Source organism: Variovorax sp. MSC1_012 (genome assembly GCF_023667525.1).
In the GTDB taxonomy this organism is placed as follows: Bacteria; Pseudomonadota; Gammaproteobacteria; order Burkholderiales; family Burkholderiaceae_C; genus Variovorax; species Variovorax beijingensis_B.
In genome coordinates, this window is the sequence record NZ_JAMOZJ020000002.1 from 173,008 (window position 1) to 189,108 (window position 16,101).

Consider the following 16,101-nt stretch of genomic DNA (forward strand, 5'->3'; position numbering starts at 1 on the left):
TCGGCCTCGAGCTGAAGCTGGGCGCGGCGCGCCGGCGGGCAGGCCACGCATGACCGAGTGATGAGAGGGCCATCGTCGCCGCACATTGGGCCGCGGCGCATCAGCGCTCGCGGGCAGCGTGGCGCAACACCTGGGTGATCGGCTCGATCAGGTATTGGAGTGCAGTGCGCTCCTCCCCCTGCAGGTAGATCTCGGCGGGCATGCCGGCGAGCAGCTTCAGGTCTCCTGCCGTCGCGAGCGAAGCCGCATCGGCCTCGACCAGCACCGAGTAGTAGGGAGCGTTGGTCGCACGGTCGATCAGGCGGTCACCGGACACGTAAACCACCTTGCCGTGCACCAGTTGCGTGGTGCGGTACTTGAATGCGGTGAAGCGGATGTCGGCCGCCTGCCCGCGCTGGACGCGGCCGATGTCCTCGGGACGCACGCGCGCGTCGGTCATCAGTCGGCTGTCGTCCGGCACGACATCGGCGATGGTCTCGCGAGGCGGGATGACTGCGCCGGGCGTCGAATACTTCAGATCGATGATCTCGCCGCTGGCCGGCGCCGTGATCACCTGACGCGCCGAGGCATCGGCCGACTTGCGCCGCTCCTGCTCGATCTCGGCCAGCCGGGCCGCCGTGACCTTGAGCTGGTCGCTCGCCTGCTGGCGGTAGTCGCTCTCCAGCGAACGGATGCGCAGGTCGGCATCGACCGTGCGCTGCTCGGCACGCGCCAGCTCTGCGCGCCGCTCCTCGATTTTCACGCCGTAGTCGGCCACGGTGCCTTCGAACTGCGCGATGCGCGCGGCCGAGACGAAGCCGTCCTTGAGCAGCTTGCGGTTGGTCTCCAGATCGCTCTTCTGGAACTTCATCGACTCGCTCGCCTGCGTGATCTGGGCGCGCAGCGCGACGATTTCCTCGGCCACCTTCTCGCGCTGCGAGCGCAGCAGGCGCACCTGCCCCACCAGCGCGTCGCGCCGCGCCTCGAACAACGCGCGCTCCTTGTCCAACTGCGCCGCCAGGCGCGGGTCGGCGGCCGCGGTCTCGACCACGTCGGGAGGGAAGGCGATCGCGCGCGCCATGGTCTGCTCCGCGTCCAACCGCGCGAGGCTCGCGCGCTCGGTCTTGACACGGTGGTCCAGCCTGTTGCGGTCGGCATCGACCGAGACATCGCCCAGCACCAGCAAAGGCTCCCCCTGCCGCACATGCTGGCCGTCGCGCACCAGGACCTCGCGCACGATGCCGCCTTCGGCGTGCTGTACCGGCCGCCGGTTCAAGTCCACCTTGACATAGGCCTGCGCCACGACGGCCGAAGACAGCGGCGCAAAGCCCAGCCATGCAACGGCCGGCAACAGTCCACAGACCAGCACGGCCAGGCCCCAGTGCGTCAGGCGGCGCGCTTCGCGCACCTGGAGCGCCAGAGGGTCGTTGGCCGCGATTGCATGCGCCATGTAGTTCATGACACCTTCTCCGCGGGGCGCGGCATCATTACCACCTGCGCCCTGCCCGTGTTCTGGCCATTCCGCTTGATCGACTGCATGACCTCCGCCACCGGTCCGTACTGCTTGACGCGCCCGGCCTCCAGCACCAGCAGCTTGTCCATGTGCTGCACCAGTGCGCTGCGGTGCGTGACGACAATCACCGTGACCTGCCCGCGCAGCGCCTTCAGGGCCTCGCCCAGCGCCAATTCGCCCGCCCCGTCCAGGTTGGAGTTGGGCTCGTCCAGCACCAGCAGCTTCGGGTTGCCATAGAGCGCGCGGGCCAGCGCGATGCGCTGGCGCTGGCCCGGCGACAGCATCACGCCCATGTTGTCGACGACGGTGTCGTAGCCCTCAGGCAGCGTCAGGATCAGCGCATGCACGCCGGCACGCTGCGCCGCTTGCACGACCTTGTCCGGATCGACATCGCCCAGCCGCGCGATGTTGTCGGCAACGGTGCCGGCGAACAACTCGACATCCTGCGGCACATAGCCGAGCCAGGGGCCGAGTTCTTCACGCGGCCATTGCGCGATGTCGACGTCGTCCAGCCGCACGACACCTGCATGGGGCCTCCACAGGCCGGTCAGCAGGCGCACCAGCGTCGACTTGCCGGCACCGCTGGAGCCGGTGATGGCCAGCGACTCGCCGGGCTCCAGGCTCAGCGAGACGCCGGCGAGAATCATCCGCTCGCCCTGCGAGGACCGGAATACGAGGCCCTCCGCGTGCAGGCGGCCGCTCGGCGCCGGCAGCGCCATGCGTGGCGGCTGGCGCTCGGCGGCGCCCAGCACCTCGGACAGGCGCGCGAAGGCCAGGCGCCCCTCGGCCAGCACGCGCCAACTCCCCACCACCTGTTCGACCGGCGCCAGCGCCCGGCCGAGCAGGATGGTGCAGGCCACCAGGATGCCCGCCGTGCCTTCGCCCGTGATGACGAGGTAGGCGCCCAGTGCCTGCAACAGGACCTGCACCGCCTGGCGCGTGATGCGCGTGAGCGCAGCCATCGCCACCGACTTGCGCGCGATCGGGCCCTGCAACGCGGCGACGCCGGCGTTGAGGTTCCGCCAGCGCCCGATCACCGCCTCCCCCATTCCAAGCGACTGGGCCAGCTCTGCGTTCTGCATCGAGGATTCGAGGTAGCGCGTAGCCCTGGCGGCTTCCATCTGCAAGGCTTCGATATCGCGGCGCGTGATGCGGTCGTTCACCACGGCAAGCACGAGCATCAGCACCGACGCGGCGGCCGCGGCCATGCCCAGCATCGGATGCGCCAGCCAGATGACCGCGACATAGACGAATGCCCATGGCACATCGAACAGGGCCAGCAGCCCCTGGGAGGAAAACAGGTTGCGCAGCGCCGCGACGTCGCGCAAGCCTTCGCAGGGCGCGCGCTCGGCGCGGCGCGCCGTGCGCACCAGCATGGCCTTGGCCACCACCGGAGACAGCTGGTCGGCGATCAGATTGCCCGCAACGCCCTGCAATCGACTGCGCAGGTAGTCCAGCATCAGCATCAGGCCGAGTGCGACGCCAACGCCAAGCAACAGCACCAGCAGCGTCTCCCGGCTCTGGCTCGTCAGCACACGGTCGAAGACCTGCAGCATGAAGAGCGCGGGGGCGAGCAGCAGCAGGTTCACGAAGAACGAGAAGCCCGCGACAAAAAGAAGCGGTCGCTCGAGAAGCTGCAGGAGAGGCTTCATGTCGATCTCTCTCGTGTGCCGCCACCCGCTCCTGCGGACAGCAGGCGGAAGCTCACAGGCCGGCCTTGATGTCGTTGCTGTCGAAGGTGTCGCCCGGATTGGTCAGCGTCAGCGTCACCACCAGCGTGCGGTTCGCCGCGCCCAGGCCGTCGGTGTCGTAGTACAGGTTGCCTGTTGCACTGTCGTAGATCACATGCACGCCGGCACCCACCGTGTCTCCCGCACCGCCGCCGTCCAGGGACGCGAACTCGGCTGCCGACAGCGTGCTTCCGCTGGCGGTCGAGAGGGCCGTGAACGTGCCGCGCGACAGCTCGATCAGATCGCCGCTCGCCGCCGATCCCGACGCATTGAAGTCGGTGACCGAATCCACCGCGTTGGGTGCCGAGTCGAAGACGAAGGTGTCATTGTCCGCGCCGCCGGTGAGTATGTCGGCGCCAGTCCCACCGACGATGCGATCGTCGCCGGCAAGGCCATTGATCGCATCGTTGCCGCCGCTGCCGCGCAATTGGTCGTTCGACGCCGAGCCGGTGATCGTGTCGCCGAAGGCCGTGCCGATGACGCCCTCGAAGTTCTTGTAGCCGTCGGTGCCGAGCCCGGCGGCGCTGGCATTGAAGCTTGTCGTGCTGCTGCTTTGGGTCAACGTGAACGTGAGGCCGGCCGTGCCGTCCGAGAAGTCGAGCAGGTCGCCGGCGCCACCAGCGCCATCGAGCGTGTCGTTGCCGCCGCCGCCGCGGAGGATGTCGTTCGAGGCGCTGCCGGTGAGGGTGTCGGCAACGGCCGTGCCGATGACGCCTTCGATGTTCCGGTAGGTATCTGTTCCAAGCGACCCGGGTCCGTTGAAGACGGTATTGCCGCCGGATTGCGTCAGGGTGAAGGTGACGCCGTTGAGACTGTCGGAAAAGTCGATCAGATCCTCCGAACCGGCCCCGCCATCGATTTCGTCATTGTTGTTCCCCCCACGCAGCACGTCATTCCCGGCTCCACCGTCAAGGGTGTCGACGTTCTCGCCGCCGATCAGCAGGTCCGAACCCGCGTTGCCGAACAACTGATCGTTGCCGTTGCTGCCGACGAGAACCGACTGGAACGCGCCGTCACGCAGGGTGTCGCCTCCCGCCTTGCCGTCGATGTAGGCGCCTTGATAGGCCGCGACGCCGGTGAGGTCGATGTTGTTCGCGCCCGATGCCGTGTCCAGCACGTTCAGCGTGACGGAGCCGGTCGCACTTCCGCCGACGCCGTCGCTGAGCGTGTAGCTGAGCGTGACGACGGTCGGGCTGCCGACCGTGCCGCCGGTCGCACCGGTGGTGAACGAAAAGGTTCCGTCGGCGTTGACGGTGATCGGAGTGGCCAGCGCCCCCGTCACGACACTGATCGCCGTCACGCTGAGCGCAGCGCCGTCGATGTCCCTGTCATTGGCCAGCAGCACGCTGGTCGACAGTGTCACGGTGGTGTTGTTGGACACATAGAGCACGTCGCTGGCGGTAACCGGATTCACGTTCACCACGTTGACGGTGATGCTCGCCGTATCGGTCGCACTCGAGAAGGCGGAGCTTCCTCCGTTCGTCACGGTGCTGACCGTCGCTCCTGCCGTGCCGCTCGTCTGGTCCCAGGCGCGGAAGGTGATGCCGTCGCTGACTGTGCCGCCGAAGTTCGAATTCGCCTGGAAGTAGATACGCGTGTTCGCGTCCGCAGCCAACAGTAGTGCGGAGGCGTCCGACACCGCCCCCACCGTGGCCCAGTTGGTGCCGCCGTCGGTGGAATACCACCAGCTTCCGTTGGCGGCATTCGCGCCCGTCAGCGCGATGCCAGTGGCCGCGCCGTTGTCCGCATCGCTCACGTTGTCGAGGTCGCCGCTAGGTGGGGGCAGATTCACGAGGCTCGATACGAGCGTCCCGACGGCCCCGACCGGTACGCCGGCATTCTGGTCTACCGACGCCAGAGCGGGCGTCGCGGCAGCGCTCAGGACGGGTGCATCGTTAGTGCCGGCGATGGTCACGGTCACCAATTGGCTTGCGGTCCCGTCGGACGAGACCGCAGTGAAGCTGTCGCTGAGCGATTGGCCTGCGGCCAACTGTTGGACCGCTGTCTGGCCGTTGTTGACCGTGTAGGTCCAGGTGCCGTCGGCTGCCAGCGTGAAGCTGCCATAGCCGCTGCTGCCAGCGGTGCCGGGCTGGCTTATGAAGCTGGACTGTCCGGCATCGGCATCGGCGATCGTCAGCTCGCCGCTGACCGCGAGGCTGCCGCCGGACACTGCAGTGTCTTCTTGCACCGCGCCGCTGGCCACACCACCAATCACCGGCACGTCGTTGGTGCCAGTGATCGTCACCGTCACGACCTGGCTGGCCGTTCCATCGGCGGAGACCGCCGTGAAGCTGTCGTTGATCGACTGGCCCGCGCCCAGTTGCTGGATCGCACTTTGGCTGTTGTCGGCCGCATAAGTCCAAATGCCATCGGCTGCCAACGTGAAGCTGCCGTAGCCGTTGCTGCCGGCAGTGCTTGCTTGAGACAAGAAACTGGACTGGCCCGCATCGACATCGGCAATCGTCAGCGCACCGCTGGTGCTCAGGTTCGGCATCGAGCCATCCTCGCTCACCGCGCCACTGACCGCGCCGCCGATCACCGGTACGTCGTTGGCCCCGGTCACCGTCACAGTGATCTGCTGCTGGGCCGTGCCGCCGTGGCCATCGTCGATGCTGACGGTGAAGGTCTCCGTCGCCGTCTGGCCCTCGGCCAGATACTGCGTGGCCGCGTTGGCAACGCTGTAGTTCCAGCTCACCGTGCCGTCGCCCGCGCCCGTGGCCGCGTCGCTGAAGTCGGCCGTCAAAACCCCGCCCAGCGCGTTGTCCGCACCGACCGCCACGCTGACGTCGTGCGCATCGCTCAGGTCCACGTCGTCGAAGGTGATCGTGCCGCTGTCGCTCAGGGTTGGCGCCGTTGCATCCTCGGTCACCGCCGCAGCCGCATTGGCCGCGCCGATCGTCGGCGCGTCGTTGGTGCCGGTGATGGTCACGTCGATCTGCCGGGTGACGATGCCGCCGTGCTGGTCGTTCAGCGTGAGGGTAAAGCTCTCGAGCCGGGTCTCGCCCTCGGCCAGGTACTCGACGGCCGCGGCGTCCACGGTATAGGTCCAGGTGAGCTGGCCGCCCGTGCCGGTCCCCGTGGTGTCGCCGTCCTTCACCGCGGTCAGGCTGCCCAGCACGCTGCCAACCGGCGTGCCGGTGGCGCTCACCAGGTGCACATCGCTCAAGTCCAGGTCGCTGAAGCCGATGACGCCGCTGTCGCTGAGCGTTCCCGCCGGTGCGACCTGCTCGGTCACCGCACCCGCCAGGTCCTGGGCCGTGACGACCGGCCCGTCGTTGCTGCCGGTGATGGTGACGGTCACCGTGGCAAGTCCCGTCCCGCCATCGGCATCGGTCACCTCGTAGCTGAAGGTGTCGGTCGCGCTCTCGCCCGCGGCCAGGTACTGAAAATCGGCGGCATGGGGCTGATACTGGAAGTACCAGGTCGATGGATCGCCCATCGCCGGCTGAACGAGCGTCGCCGTCCCGTGGGCCGGTGCCGAGGCCAGCGCCAAACTCTTGACCAGGTCCGGAACCAGATCGTTCTGCAGCACATGGATCTGGATCCCCCGGCTGTCTTCGGTCGTCGTGGCCGCGTCGCTCACGGCGTTCACCGCCTCGTTGGCCGGATTCATCTCGACCCCGTCCACAAGGATTGCCAGCGTTTCGGTCATCTGCACGGTCAGCGTGGACGACCCGAACCTGAAAACGAAATCGCTGGCCGAACCATTGGAAACCTCGCCGGTCTTCGCGTTGGTCACTGCGTCAAGATGTGCCAGATAGGCGGAGATCTGCGTCTGGGTGGTGGACTCCAGCCACTGGGCCCGCGTGAACTGGAGCTGCAGCGTATCGACACCCGCGCCGCCCGTGTAGACGTCCTTGGTGCCCGCCGCAATGTTTTCGCTGACGTTGTAGATCAGGGTGTCGCTCCCCGATCCCCCGTTGAGCTGGTCGCTGCCGCTGCCGCCGTCGAGCGTGTCGCTTCCCGCGCCACCATTCAGCGAATCGCTCCCGGCTCCGCCGCTGACGGCGTCGTCCCCGTTGCCGCTGTTGATAATGTCGCTATCGGCCGTGCCGGTGAGAAGGTCGCTGCCGTTGGAGCCGGTAATCGTGGTCATGTGCTTCCTTGGTGAACGCCGGCGGGCCGGCGCGTGCCGATCTCGACCCTGTATTCCTTTGTTCGCAAATTAGATCGCGCCAGTAATGCGAGCACATGGAGAGAATGTCCTTCCTTCTCTATCGATAAGTCCCGGGTTGCCGCTGAAAGGCTTGGTACTTTTGCCCTGCCGAAGCATCCGCTTCAGCTGGCATGCCGCCAGTCGCGGACCGGGACGAAGGGGAACAGCGCGGGCACGGCCACATTCCATGGCCGAAGAATAAGAACGAGATCGCCGAAGCGAGTTCGATGATTGCCTTTGCGGCAACTCTCCCAAAGATGCGCATGTAGCATGCGCCGCTTCCGCCAGGAAGCGCACGAAGAAATAGAAGGAACGCTGACGCGACCTGGGATTCTTGCGGCGCCGTGCTGCGCCCTACCCCAGCGCGTCGTTCACCTGCTCGCGGAATTCCGTCAGGCTGACCGCCGTGCCGATTTCCCGCGGTAGCGCGTCACGTATCGAGAACACGCCAAGCACCTTCGCTCCCGACGTCAACGGCAGGTGGCGGAAACCGCGTTCGAGCATCAGCACCACGGCGTCGGACACCGGCGTTTCGGGCGGCACGCAGATGGGGTTGGGCGTCATGACCTCGCGCACCGCCGTGCTGTCGGGATCGAGCCCGCGGGCCAGCACGCGGGTCATCAGGTCGCGCTCGGTCAAGATGCCCAGCAGCATGTCGGGCAGTTCCATGACGAGCACGCTGCCGCAGTTGGCGCGCGTCATTGCACAGGCGGCATCGCGCGCGCTGGCCTGCGGGCCCAGGCTGATCACGTGCTTGCGCGAGATGGATTGGAAAACGGTGCGCTCGGCCATGGTGCGCCCTCCGGAAGGAACGTAATGGTGCCGCCGGACGCCGCTCAGCGCAAGGACGCGTTGAGCCGTGCGAGCGTCTCGGCGCCAGGGCACAGCTCGGCCGGGCCCAGCGCATTGAGCGGCCGGTCGCTCGTGTTGAGCGCGGTGTGCAGGTCGCTCGCGAGCGGATCGACGTAAAGCAGGCCGGTCACCACCTCGCCCATCTCCTGGTGCCGCTGCATGTGGCCCATGGCCGCATGGCGGTCGCCGGGGTCGTAGCCGGGATGCAGGCTGCGCAGGCGCAGCAGCGTGCCGTCGTGCTGGCGCACGTCCATCACTTCGCCCGGCGCCATGTCGACGGTGATCTCTTCCCGCCCGCTGATGAAGTCGATGCGGCTCACCGCTTCGTTGTGCTCGCGCACGTAGTCGTAGCTCTTGGTACTGCCGGGATGGTTGTTGAAGGCGACGCAGGGGCTGATCACGTCGATGAAGGCGGCGCCGCCGTGGCTGATCGCCCCCTTGATCAGCGGCACCAGCTGCGCCTTGTTGCCCGAGAAGCCCCGCCCCACGTAGCTGGCGCCCAGCTGCAGCGCCATGGCCACCAGGTCCACCGGACTGTCGCTGTTGACCACGCCCTTCTTGCTCTTGGAGCCCTGGTCGGCCGTGGCCGAGAACTGGCCCTTGGTCAGGCCATAGACGCCGTTGTTCTCGACGATGTAGGCCATGCGCACACCGCGCCGCATCGCGTGGGCGAACTGGCCAAGGCCTATGGACGCCGAATCGCCGTCGCCCGAGACGCCCAGGTACAGCAGGTCGCGATTGGCCAGGTTGGCGCCGGTCAGCACGCTCGGCATGCGGCCGTGCACCGTGTTGAAGCCGTGCGATGCGCCCAGGAAGTAGTCCGGCGTCTTGGAACTGCAGCCGATACCCGAGAGCTTGGCCACGCGGTGCGGCTCGATGTCCAGCTCCCAGCAGGCCTCGATGATGGCGGCGGAGATCGAGTCGTGGCCGCATCCGGCGCACAGCGTGGAGATCTTGCCCTCGTAGTCGCGCCGCGTGTAGCCGACCTTGTTGGTGGCCAGCGTGGGATGATGCAGCCGGGGCTTGGCGAGATAGGTCATGCAGCTTCCTTCGTGCCGGCGGTGCCGGCGGTGCCGGCGGCTTGCGTCTTCTGCACGTGCGCGCTGATGGCCTGGACGATGAACCGCGCCGTGATGGGCGTGCCGTCGAAGTGCAGCACCTTGGTCAGCCGGACGGGATCGATGTCCAGCTCGTTGACCAGCAGGCTGCGCATCTGCGCATCGCGGTTCTGCTCGACCACGAACACCTGCCGGTGCTGCGCGAGGAACTGCACCACGCTGTCCGGGAAGGGAAAGGCGCGCAGCCGCAGCGCATCGAGGTGGATGCCGCGCGCTTCCAGCGCCTGCAGCGCCTCGTGCATCGCCGGGCTGGTCGACCCGAAATAGATCACGCCCAGGTCGGTTTTTTCGGCGGCGGGGCGCAGCACGGGCTGCGGCACCAGCGCAGCCGCGGTCGCAAACTTCTTCAGCAGCCGCTCCATGTTGTAGATGTAGTCCGGCCCGCGCTCCGAGTAGCGGGCGTAGGCATCGCGCGTGGTGCCGCGGGTGAAGTAGCTGCCCTTGCTCGGGTGCGTGCCCGGCAGCGTGCGCCAGGGTATGCCGTCGCCGTCCACATCCTTGTAGCGGCCGAAGTCGCGGCCCGCTTCGAGCTCTTCGGCGCTCATGACCTTGCCGCGGTCGTAGGCCTTGCTGTCGTCCCAGGCGAAGGGCGCGCACAGGCGCTGGTTCATGCCGATGTCCAGGTCCGTCATCAGGAACACCGGCGTCTGCAGCCGGTCGGCCAGGTCCAGCGCAGCCGCCGCATGCTCGAAGCACTCGTGCGGGTCCTCGGGAAACAGCAGCACGTGCTTGGTGTCCCCATGCGAGGCGTAGGCGCAGGCCAGGATGTCGGCCTGCTGCGTGCGCGTCGGCATGCCGGTGGAAGGGCCGCCGCGCTGCACGTCGATGAGCGTGACCGGGATCTCGGCAAAGTAGGCCAGGCCGATGAACTCGGCCATCAGCGAAATGCCCGGCCCCGAGGTCGCCGTGAAGGCGCGCGCGCCGTTCCAGCCGGCGCCGACCACCATGCCGATGGAAGCGAGCTCGTCCTCCGCCTGCACGATGGCGAAACGGTGCTGGCCGGTGGCCGGGTCCACGCGGAACCTGGTGCAGTACTTCTGGAAGGCCTCGGCCACCGAGGACGACGGCGTGATCGGATACCAGGCCGCCACCGTGGCGCCGCCGTACACGCAGCCCAGCGCCGCGGCGCTGTTGCCGTCCACGAAGATGCGGTCGCCCACCCGGTCGGCACGCCGCACCTTGAGGCCCAGGGGCTCGAGGTTCTCGCGCGCGAAGTCGCAGCCCAGGTGCAGCGCCTGCACGTTGGAAGCCAGGAGTTTTTCCTTGCCCTTGTACTGCTCGCCGAACAGCTTCTCGACCACCTCGGGCTCGATGCCCAGCAGGATGGACAGCGCACCCACGTAGACGATGTTCTTGAACAGCTGGCGCTGCCGCGGGTCCTGGTAGACGGCGTTGCAGATCTCGGTCAGCGGCATGCCGATCACGCGGATGTCGTCGCGGAACTTTGAAGGCGGCAGCGGCCGCGTGCTGTCGTGGAACAGGTAGCCGCCGGGCTCCAGCTCGGCCACGTCGGCGTCCCAGGTCTGCGGGTTCATCGCCACCATCATGTCGGTGCCGCCGCGCCGGCCCAGGTGGCCGTCTTCGGTCACGCGCACCTCGTACCAGGTCGGCAGGCCCTGGATGTTGCTCGGGAAGATGTTGCGCGGGCTCACCGGCACGCCCATGCGCAGGATGGCCTTGGCGAACAGCTCGTTGGCCGAGGCCGATCCCGAGCCGTTGACGTTGGCGAACTTGATGACGAAATCGTTGACCGCCTCGATTTGTGGAATGGCGCTCATGCCGACACTCCCTCCCCTGCCGGCGTCATCTTCAGCAGGAACTTCTGCATGTCCCAGGCGCCGGTCGGGCAGCGCTCGGCGCACAGGCCGCAGTGCAGGCAGACGTCCTCGTCCTTGACCATCACGCGGCCCGTCTTGAGTCCGCCCGAAACGTACAGGTCCTGCGCCAGGTTGAGCGCCGGTGCCTTGAGCCGCTGGCGCAGATCCGCCTCGTCGCCGTTGGTGGTGAAGCTGATGCAGTCCATCGGGCAGATGTCCACGCAGGCATCGCATTCGATGCAGGCGGACTCGGTGAACACTGTCTGCACGTCGCAGTTCAGGCAGCGCTCGGCCTCCTTGAAGGCGGTGGCGGCGTCGAAGCCCAATTCCACCTCCACCGCGATGCTGGCCAGCGCCTTCTCGGCCTTGGCCCACGGCACCTTGTAGCGCAGGTCGTTGGAGGTGTCGTTGTCGTAGCTCCACTCGTGGATGCCCATCTTCTGCGACACCAGGTTGGTCATGGGCGCTGGGCGCACGTACACCGGCTCGGCGCGCAGCAACTTGTCGATCGACACCGCCGCTTCATGACCGTGGGCCACGGCCGTGATGATGTTCTTGGGACCGAAGGCCGCATCGCCGCCGAAGAGCACATGGGGCACCGTCGATTGGAAGGTGTTCTTGTCGAGCACGGGCAGGCCTGATTTGTCGAAGGCGATGCCGCAATCGCGCTCGATCCACGGGAACGCGTTCTCCTGGCCCACCGCCACCAGCACCTCGTCGCATTCGAACCAGGCGTCGGGCTCGCCGGTGGGCACCAGCGTGCGGCGGCCCTGTGCGTCGTACTCGGCGCGGACCCGCTCGAAGGTCATGCCCTGCAGCCGGCCCTCCGCGTGCACGAAGGCCTTGGGCACGTGGAAGCTGATGATCGGAATGCCTTCGTGCTGCGCATCTTCCTTCTCCCAGGGCGAGGCCTTCATTTCGTCGAAGCCGCTGCGCACGATCACCTTCACGTCGGTGCCGCCCAGGCGCCGGGCCGAGCGGCAGCAGTCCATCGCCGTATTGCCGCCGCCCAGCACGATCACGCGCCGGCCGATGCGGCTCACGTGGCCGAAGGACACGGAATTGAGCCAGTCGATGCCGATGTGGATGCCAGCCGCCGCTTCCCGCCGCCCGGGAATGTCCAGGTCGCGCCCGCGCGGCGCGCCGCAGCCGACGAAGATCGCGTCCCAGCCCTCGGCCATCAGCGCCTTCATCGAGCCGATGCGCTCGCCGCCGCGGAACTCGACGCCCAGGTCCAGGATGTAGCCGGTCTCCTCGTCGATCACCGACTCCGGCAGCCGAAAGCGCGGGATCTGCGTGCGGATGAAGCCGCCGGCCTTGGCCTCCTCGTCGAACACCGTCACTTCATAGCCCAGCGGCGCCAGGTCGCGCGCGACGGTGAGCGAGGCCGGGCCCGCGCCCACGCACGCGATGCGCTTGCCGTTCCTGGGCGCCGGCTTGGGCATGCGCGCACGCACGTCGTCCTTCATGTCGGCCGCCACGCGCTTGAGCCGGCAGATCGCCACCGGCTCGGGAACCTTCTCATTGCTTTGTTCGACCCGCCCGCGCCGGCAGGCTGGCTCGCAAGGCCGGTCGCAGGTGCGCCCGAGGATGCCGGGAAAGACGTTGGAAACCCAGTTGATCATGTAGGCGTCGCCGTAGCGGCGCTGCGCGATCATGCGGATGTATTCAGGGACGGGGGTGTGCGCCGGGCAGGCGTACTGGCAATCGACGACCTTGTGGAAATAGGCCGGGCTGGCAATGTCGGTTCGCTGCAAGGCGTGCCTCCTGACAGTCGCCCGGGACCCCGGAGGGGCCGGCGAGCGGCGCTGCGGCAAGTATGCGCCGCGCCGGCCGCCGCAGCGCCTTGGTGAAATCCCGCAGGCGCCCCGCTACCGGCGATACATGTAGACCTGTCCCTCGACGCCGTGCCCGAGCTGCGTCGCACCGGACGAGACCGGGTCGAGCCTGCAGCACGCCTCGACGGAATCGGCATGCGATTGCGGCACCACGATCATGACTTCGCGCAGGCCAGAATCCAAGGCGTAGTCAACCAGGACATCGGCAACCTGCGTCAGCAGCTCCGCGGAGGCATGCGCCTCGCCCAGCGTCACGCAGACATGCCCGATACCCGCCACGGCCTCGGCACGCGGCTCGAGGATCGCGTTGGCCATGCCGATGCGCTCGCCGTCGTCGGACAGGACGTCGAAGAAGACCACGGGCGCGCCGGTGGCGACGTAGGTCTTCTGCGTGCGGGCGGCAATCTGGAACCCCTCTCCCACCATCCTGGCCGGAAGAGCGATCTCTTCCTCCGGCGCCGGAGCACGAAGCAACGAACGGGCTGGACTGGTCATGATGAGACCTCCATCGGCGAGTCATTTCCTGCGCGGGCAAAAGCATAATCCCGCGTGCCGCGCATGTCATCTGGCAAACTGTCACGCGCAAGGCAGACCTGCAACCAACCCCAACGCACTCGAGAACCATGAAGGCGCAAGAACGGGAAGAGCTACTCCAGGCACTGAAGACCCGCTTCGAGAAGAACATGCGCCGGCACAAGGCCATCGCCTGGGCCGACGTCAGCGCACGGCTCGAGGCCCATCCCGGCGCGCTGAAGTCGCTTCGCGAGATGGAGGCCACGGGCGGGGAACCCGACGTCATCGGCCAGGACAAGAAGACCGGCCGCCTCAGCTTCTGCGATTGCTCCGCGGAGACCCCCGGCGGCCGCCGCAGCCTCTGCTACGACCGCGAGGCGCTCGACGCCCGCAAGGAACACAAGCCGGAGAGCAGCGCGGTCGAGATGGCCGCCGCGATGGACATCGAGCTTCTCACCGAGGAACAGTACCGGGAACTGCAGACCCTCGGCGAGTTCGACCTCAAGACCTCGAGCTGGATCGCGACACCCCCCGACCTCCGGGCGCTCGGCGGCGCGCTCTTCGGCGATCGGCGCTATGGCCGGGTGTTCGTCTATCACAACGGCGCGCAGTCGTACTACGCGGCCCGGGGCTTCCGCGGATTGCTTCGCGTGTAAGCCCGCCTACTTGCAGGCGAAGCTGGCAGCCGATTCGAGATCGCCGCCGACATAGCTCGCCACCTTCGGATACGGGCACAGCGGCCGCGTGCGGGCGGCCGACCAGCCGGCGGGCAGTTCCGCGTTGACCACGTTGGCACCCGCGCCGCGCGCGGTGGCGACCACGGAATCCGGCGCCTTGCCCTTCTCCACCCATGCCACCAGCGGCGTCAGCATGTCGAACTGGTCGGTGGCCGGGCCTCGTCCGCAGTGGTTCATGCCGGGCACCGGGAAGAAGCGCGCAAAGCCGGAGACATCGCCGCCATTGGCCGCGCGCAGTTCGTCGTACCAGCGCGTCGTGTCGTCCGACGAGAACACCGCGTCGCTGGTGCCGTGGTAGACCATGAGCTTGCTGCCGCGGTCGCGCAGCGCCGCGAGGTTGCCCGGGTTCGGCGGCGTCATGAAGGACATGGCCGATTCCGTGTAGAGCGCAGTGGTCGCGAAGATGCCCGGCGCATCCGCGTCCATGCTGAAGCCCAGTGCAAAGTCGATGCCCGGCGGGCGGCTCGTGCCCAGCGGCGGCGAACTGAACACGAACCCGACCGCGGCCGTGTCCAGGTTCTGCGAATTGGCGAACTCCCATTGCCGCCAGTCGACGCCGTTGATGCCCGCGTCATAAGGGAAGCTGCTGTAGAGCGTGGCGCCCGCGGCGTTGCGCGCACCGCTGAAGACGTTGTCGAGCGCGGTCTTCTGGGCGCCCGTGAGGCAGCTGCCGTCGCGTGCGCCGCTGCAGGTGGGGACGTCGGTGGCCAGCGTGAAGGCCGCCTTGCATGCCCGCACGTCCGCGACGATGCCGTCGGTCGCGCCGTCCAGTGCATCGCACTTCGACCGCACGGCAGCGGCGACCGTGTCCATCTCTGCCTGCGTGAAGGCCGTCTGCAGGTCCGGCTTGCCGGCCGGCGTGTTGGCGGTCGTCACCTGCGCGTACTGCTGGACGCCGTAGAGCTGCGCGACCGCGGCCTTCGGCAGGTTGAAACCGGGATTGCCCGCCAGGATGCCGTCGTACTCGTTGGCGGACCGCGCGGCCGCAACCATTGCATGGCGGCCGCCGTTCGAGCAACCGCCGAAGTAGGAGCGGTCGGCCCCGCGGCCATAGGCCTTGGCGATCAGGTTCTTGGCCATGGGCGTGAGCTGCGCGACGGCGTTGTAGCCGTAGTCCAGGCGCGCCTGCGGATCGATGCCGAAGACCGGGTTCTGCGCGCCCGAGTGGCCCGCATCGGAGCTGATCACGGCAAAGCCCATGTGCAGCGCGGTGGTCGTGGGCGACCCTCCCCCAACGCCGCCCGATGCCGGCGCCACGCTCCCGTCCAGCCCGCCGTTGGCCTGGTAGAAGAAGCGCCCGTTCCAGTCGACCGGCAGGCGCATCTCGAAGCCGATCGCATAGGTGCGGCCGTCGACGCTGCTGGTGCGTTCGTTCATCTTTCCCTGCACCAGGCAGTGCGCCGGCGTGGGCGTGCTGACGCCCGCCACCGTGAGGGTGCCGGCCGCCACGGAAGTGATGCTGGTGTAGGCCGTGCCGTTGAAGGCGGCCTTGCTCGCGAGGTCGCTGCACGACTGCAGCGTGCCGGGTCGAGCCTCCGGGGACGCCGCGGGTGGCGGGGCGACGGGCGCAGGCGCCGGTGCGTCCGGCGCGGCCGGAACGATCGGCAGGAACGCAAAGCCGCCGCCGCCGCCTCCGCCGCAAGCCGCGAGCAAGGCGGCCGCACCCACCGCGGCCCATGCCGGCCGCCAGGACGATGACACGATGTGATCCATGCTTGTCTCCTCGGCCGGCGGCGCTTCGTCGACCACAAAGGTTATTGAAGATAACCAATGTAGTTTTGATTCATAACCAAAAAACGAGGACAAACCCGGATACCGAGGGATCCGCGTCGCGCTGCATGCTTTTTT

Annotated in this window: 10 protein-coding genes; 1 reads left to right on the forward strand and 9 read right to left on the reverse strand. The window is 67.7% G+C overall.

From position 1 onward, the window contains the following. Positions 1–100: 100 nt before the first annotated feature. The 8 genes from L1081_RS26285 to L1081_RS26320 all read right to left on the reverse strand — a co-directional run bounded on the left by L1081_RS26285 (position 101) and on the right by L1081_RS26320 (position 13,498). Positions 101–1,438 (reverse strand): HlyD family type I secretion periplasmic adaptor subunit, encoded by a 1,338-nt coding sequence (locus L1081_RS26285; RefSeq protein WP_489417572.1) that lies wholly within the window; start codon positions 1,436–1,438, stop codon positions 101–103. Continuing rightward, complete coding sequence (locus tag L1081_RS26290) at positions 1,435–3,144, reverse strand: type I secretion system permease/ATPase (RefSeq protein WP_489417573.1); 1,710 nt, start codon at positions 3,142–3,144, stop codon at positions 1,435–1,437. The genes L1081_RS26285 and L1081_RS26290 overlap by 4 nt, the downstream gene beginning before the upstream one ends. Positions 3,145–3,196: 52 nt before the next feature. Further along, positions 3,197–7,318 carry a VCBS domain-containing protein gene (locus L1081_RS26295; protein ID WP_489417574.1) on the reverse strand — a complete coding sequence of 1,374 codons (4,122 nt, stop codon included), beginning with the start codon at positions 7,316–7,318 and terminating at the stop codon, positions 3,197–3,199. 414 nt (positions 7,319–7,732) lie between these two features. Next, entirely contained in the window at positions 7,733–8,170 is a 438-nt protein-coding gene (locus L1081_RS26300) for a CBS domain-containing protein (protein ID WP_489417575.1), read from the reverse strand. A gap of 44 nt (positions 8,171–8,214) precedes the next feature. Continuing rightward, the gene (locus L1081_RS26305; protein WP_489417576.1) at positions 8,215–9,270 is read right to left on the reverse strand and encodes a thiamine pyrophosphate-dependent enzyme; all 1,056 of its coding nucleotides are present in this window, start codon (positions 9,268–9,270) and stop codon (positions 8,215–8,217) included. After that, positions 9,267–11,126 (reverse strand): 2-oxoacid:acceptor oxidoreductase subunit alpha, encoded by a 1,860-nt coding sequence (locus L1081_RS26310; protein WP_489417577.1) that lies wholly within the window; start codon positions 11,124–11,126, stop codon positions 9,267–9,269. The genes L1081_RS26305 and L1081_RS26310 overlap by 4 nt, the downstream gene beginning before the upstream one ends. Continuing rightward, positions 11,123–12,922 (reverse strand): FAD-dependent oxidoreductase, encoded by a 1,800-nt coding sequence (locus L1081_RS26315; RefSeq protein WP_489417578.1) that lies wholly within the window; start codon positions 12,920–12,922, stop codon positions 11,123–11,125. The genes L1081_RS26310 and L1081_RS26315 overlap by 4 nt, the downstream gene beginning before the upstream one ends. A gap of 114 nt (positions 12,923–13,036) precedes the next feature. Then, positions 13,037–13,498, reverse strand: a complete 462-nt coding sequence (locus L1081_RS26320; RefSeq protein WP_489417579.1) for a hypothetical protein — start codon at positions 13,496–13,498, stop codon at positions 13,037–13,039. A 128-nt stretch (positions 13,499–13,626) separates the two neighbouring features. Between L1081_RS26320 and L1081_RS26325 the strand changes: the two genes are divergently transcribed. Beyond that, positions 13,627–14,172: a DUF4256 domain-containing protein gene (locus L1081_RS26325; RefSeq protein ID WP_489417580.1), complete on the forward strand. Its 546-nt coding sequence runs from the start codon at positions 13,627–13,629 to the stop codon at positions 14,170–14,172. A 6-nt stretch (positions 14,173–14,178) separates the two neighbouring features. On the opposite strand, the gene L1081_RS26330 is transcribed toward L1081_RS26325, so the two are convergent. Continuing rightward, positions 14,179–15,966 (reverse strand): tannase/feruloyl esterase family alpha/beta hydrolase, encoded by a 1,788-nt coding sequence (locus L1081_RS26330; protein ID WP_489417581.1) that lies wholly within the window; start codon positions 15,964–15,966, stop codon positions 14,179–14,181. Positions 15,967–16,101 lie beyond the last annotated feature (135 nt).

What these genes read in the sequence shown, in the direction of transcription:
- L1081_RS26285 (WP_489417572.1), bottom strand. Translation starts at nt 1,438, where the DNA reads ATGAACTACATGGCGCATGCAATCGCGGCCAACGACCCTCTGGCGCTC.
- L1081_RS26290 (WP_489417573.1), bottom strand. Translation starts at nt 3,144, where the DNA reads ATGAAGCCTCTCCTGCAGCTTCTCGAGCGACCGCTTCTTTTTGTCGCG.
- L1081_RS26295 (WP_489417574.1), bottom strand. Translation starts at nt 7,318, where the DNA reads ATGACCACGATTACCGGCTCCAACGGCAGCGACCTTCTCACCGGCACG.
- L1081_RS26300 (WP_489417575.1), bottom strand. Translation starts at nt 8,170, where the DNA reads ATGGCCGAGCGCACCGTTTTCCAATCCATCTCGCGCAAGCACGTGATC.
- L1081_RS26305 (WP_489417576.1), bottom strand. Translation starts at nt 9,270, where the DNA reads ATGACCTATCTCGCCAAGCCCCGGCTGCATCATCCCACGCTGGCCACC.
- L1081_RS26310 (WP_489417577.1), bottom strand. Translation starts at nt 11,126, where the DNA reads ATGAGCGCCATTCCACAAATCGAGGCGGTCAACGATTTCGTCATCAAG.
- L1081_RS26320 (WP_489417579.1), bottom strand. Translation starts at nt 13,498, where the DNA reads ATGACCAGTCCAGCCCGTTCGTTGCTTCGTGCTCCGGCGCCGGAGGAA.
- L1081_RS26325 (WP_489417580.1), top strand. Translation starts at nt 13,627, where the DNA reads ATGAAGGCGCAAGAACGGGAAGAGCTACTCCAGGCACTGAAGACCCGC.
- L1081_RS26330 (WP_489417581.1), bottom strand. Translation starts at nt 15,966, where the DNA reads ATGGATCACATCGTGTCATCGTCCTGGCGGCCGGCATGGGCCGCGGTG.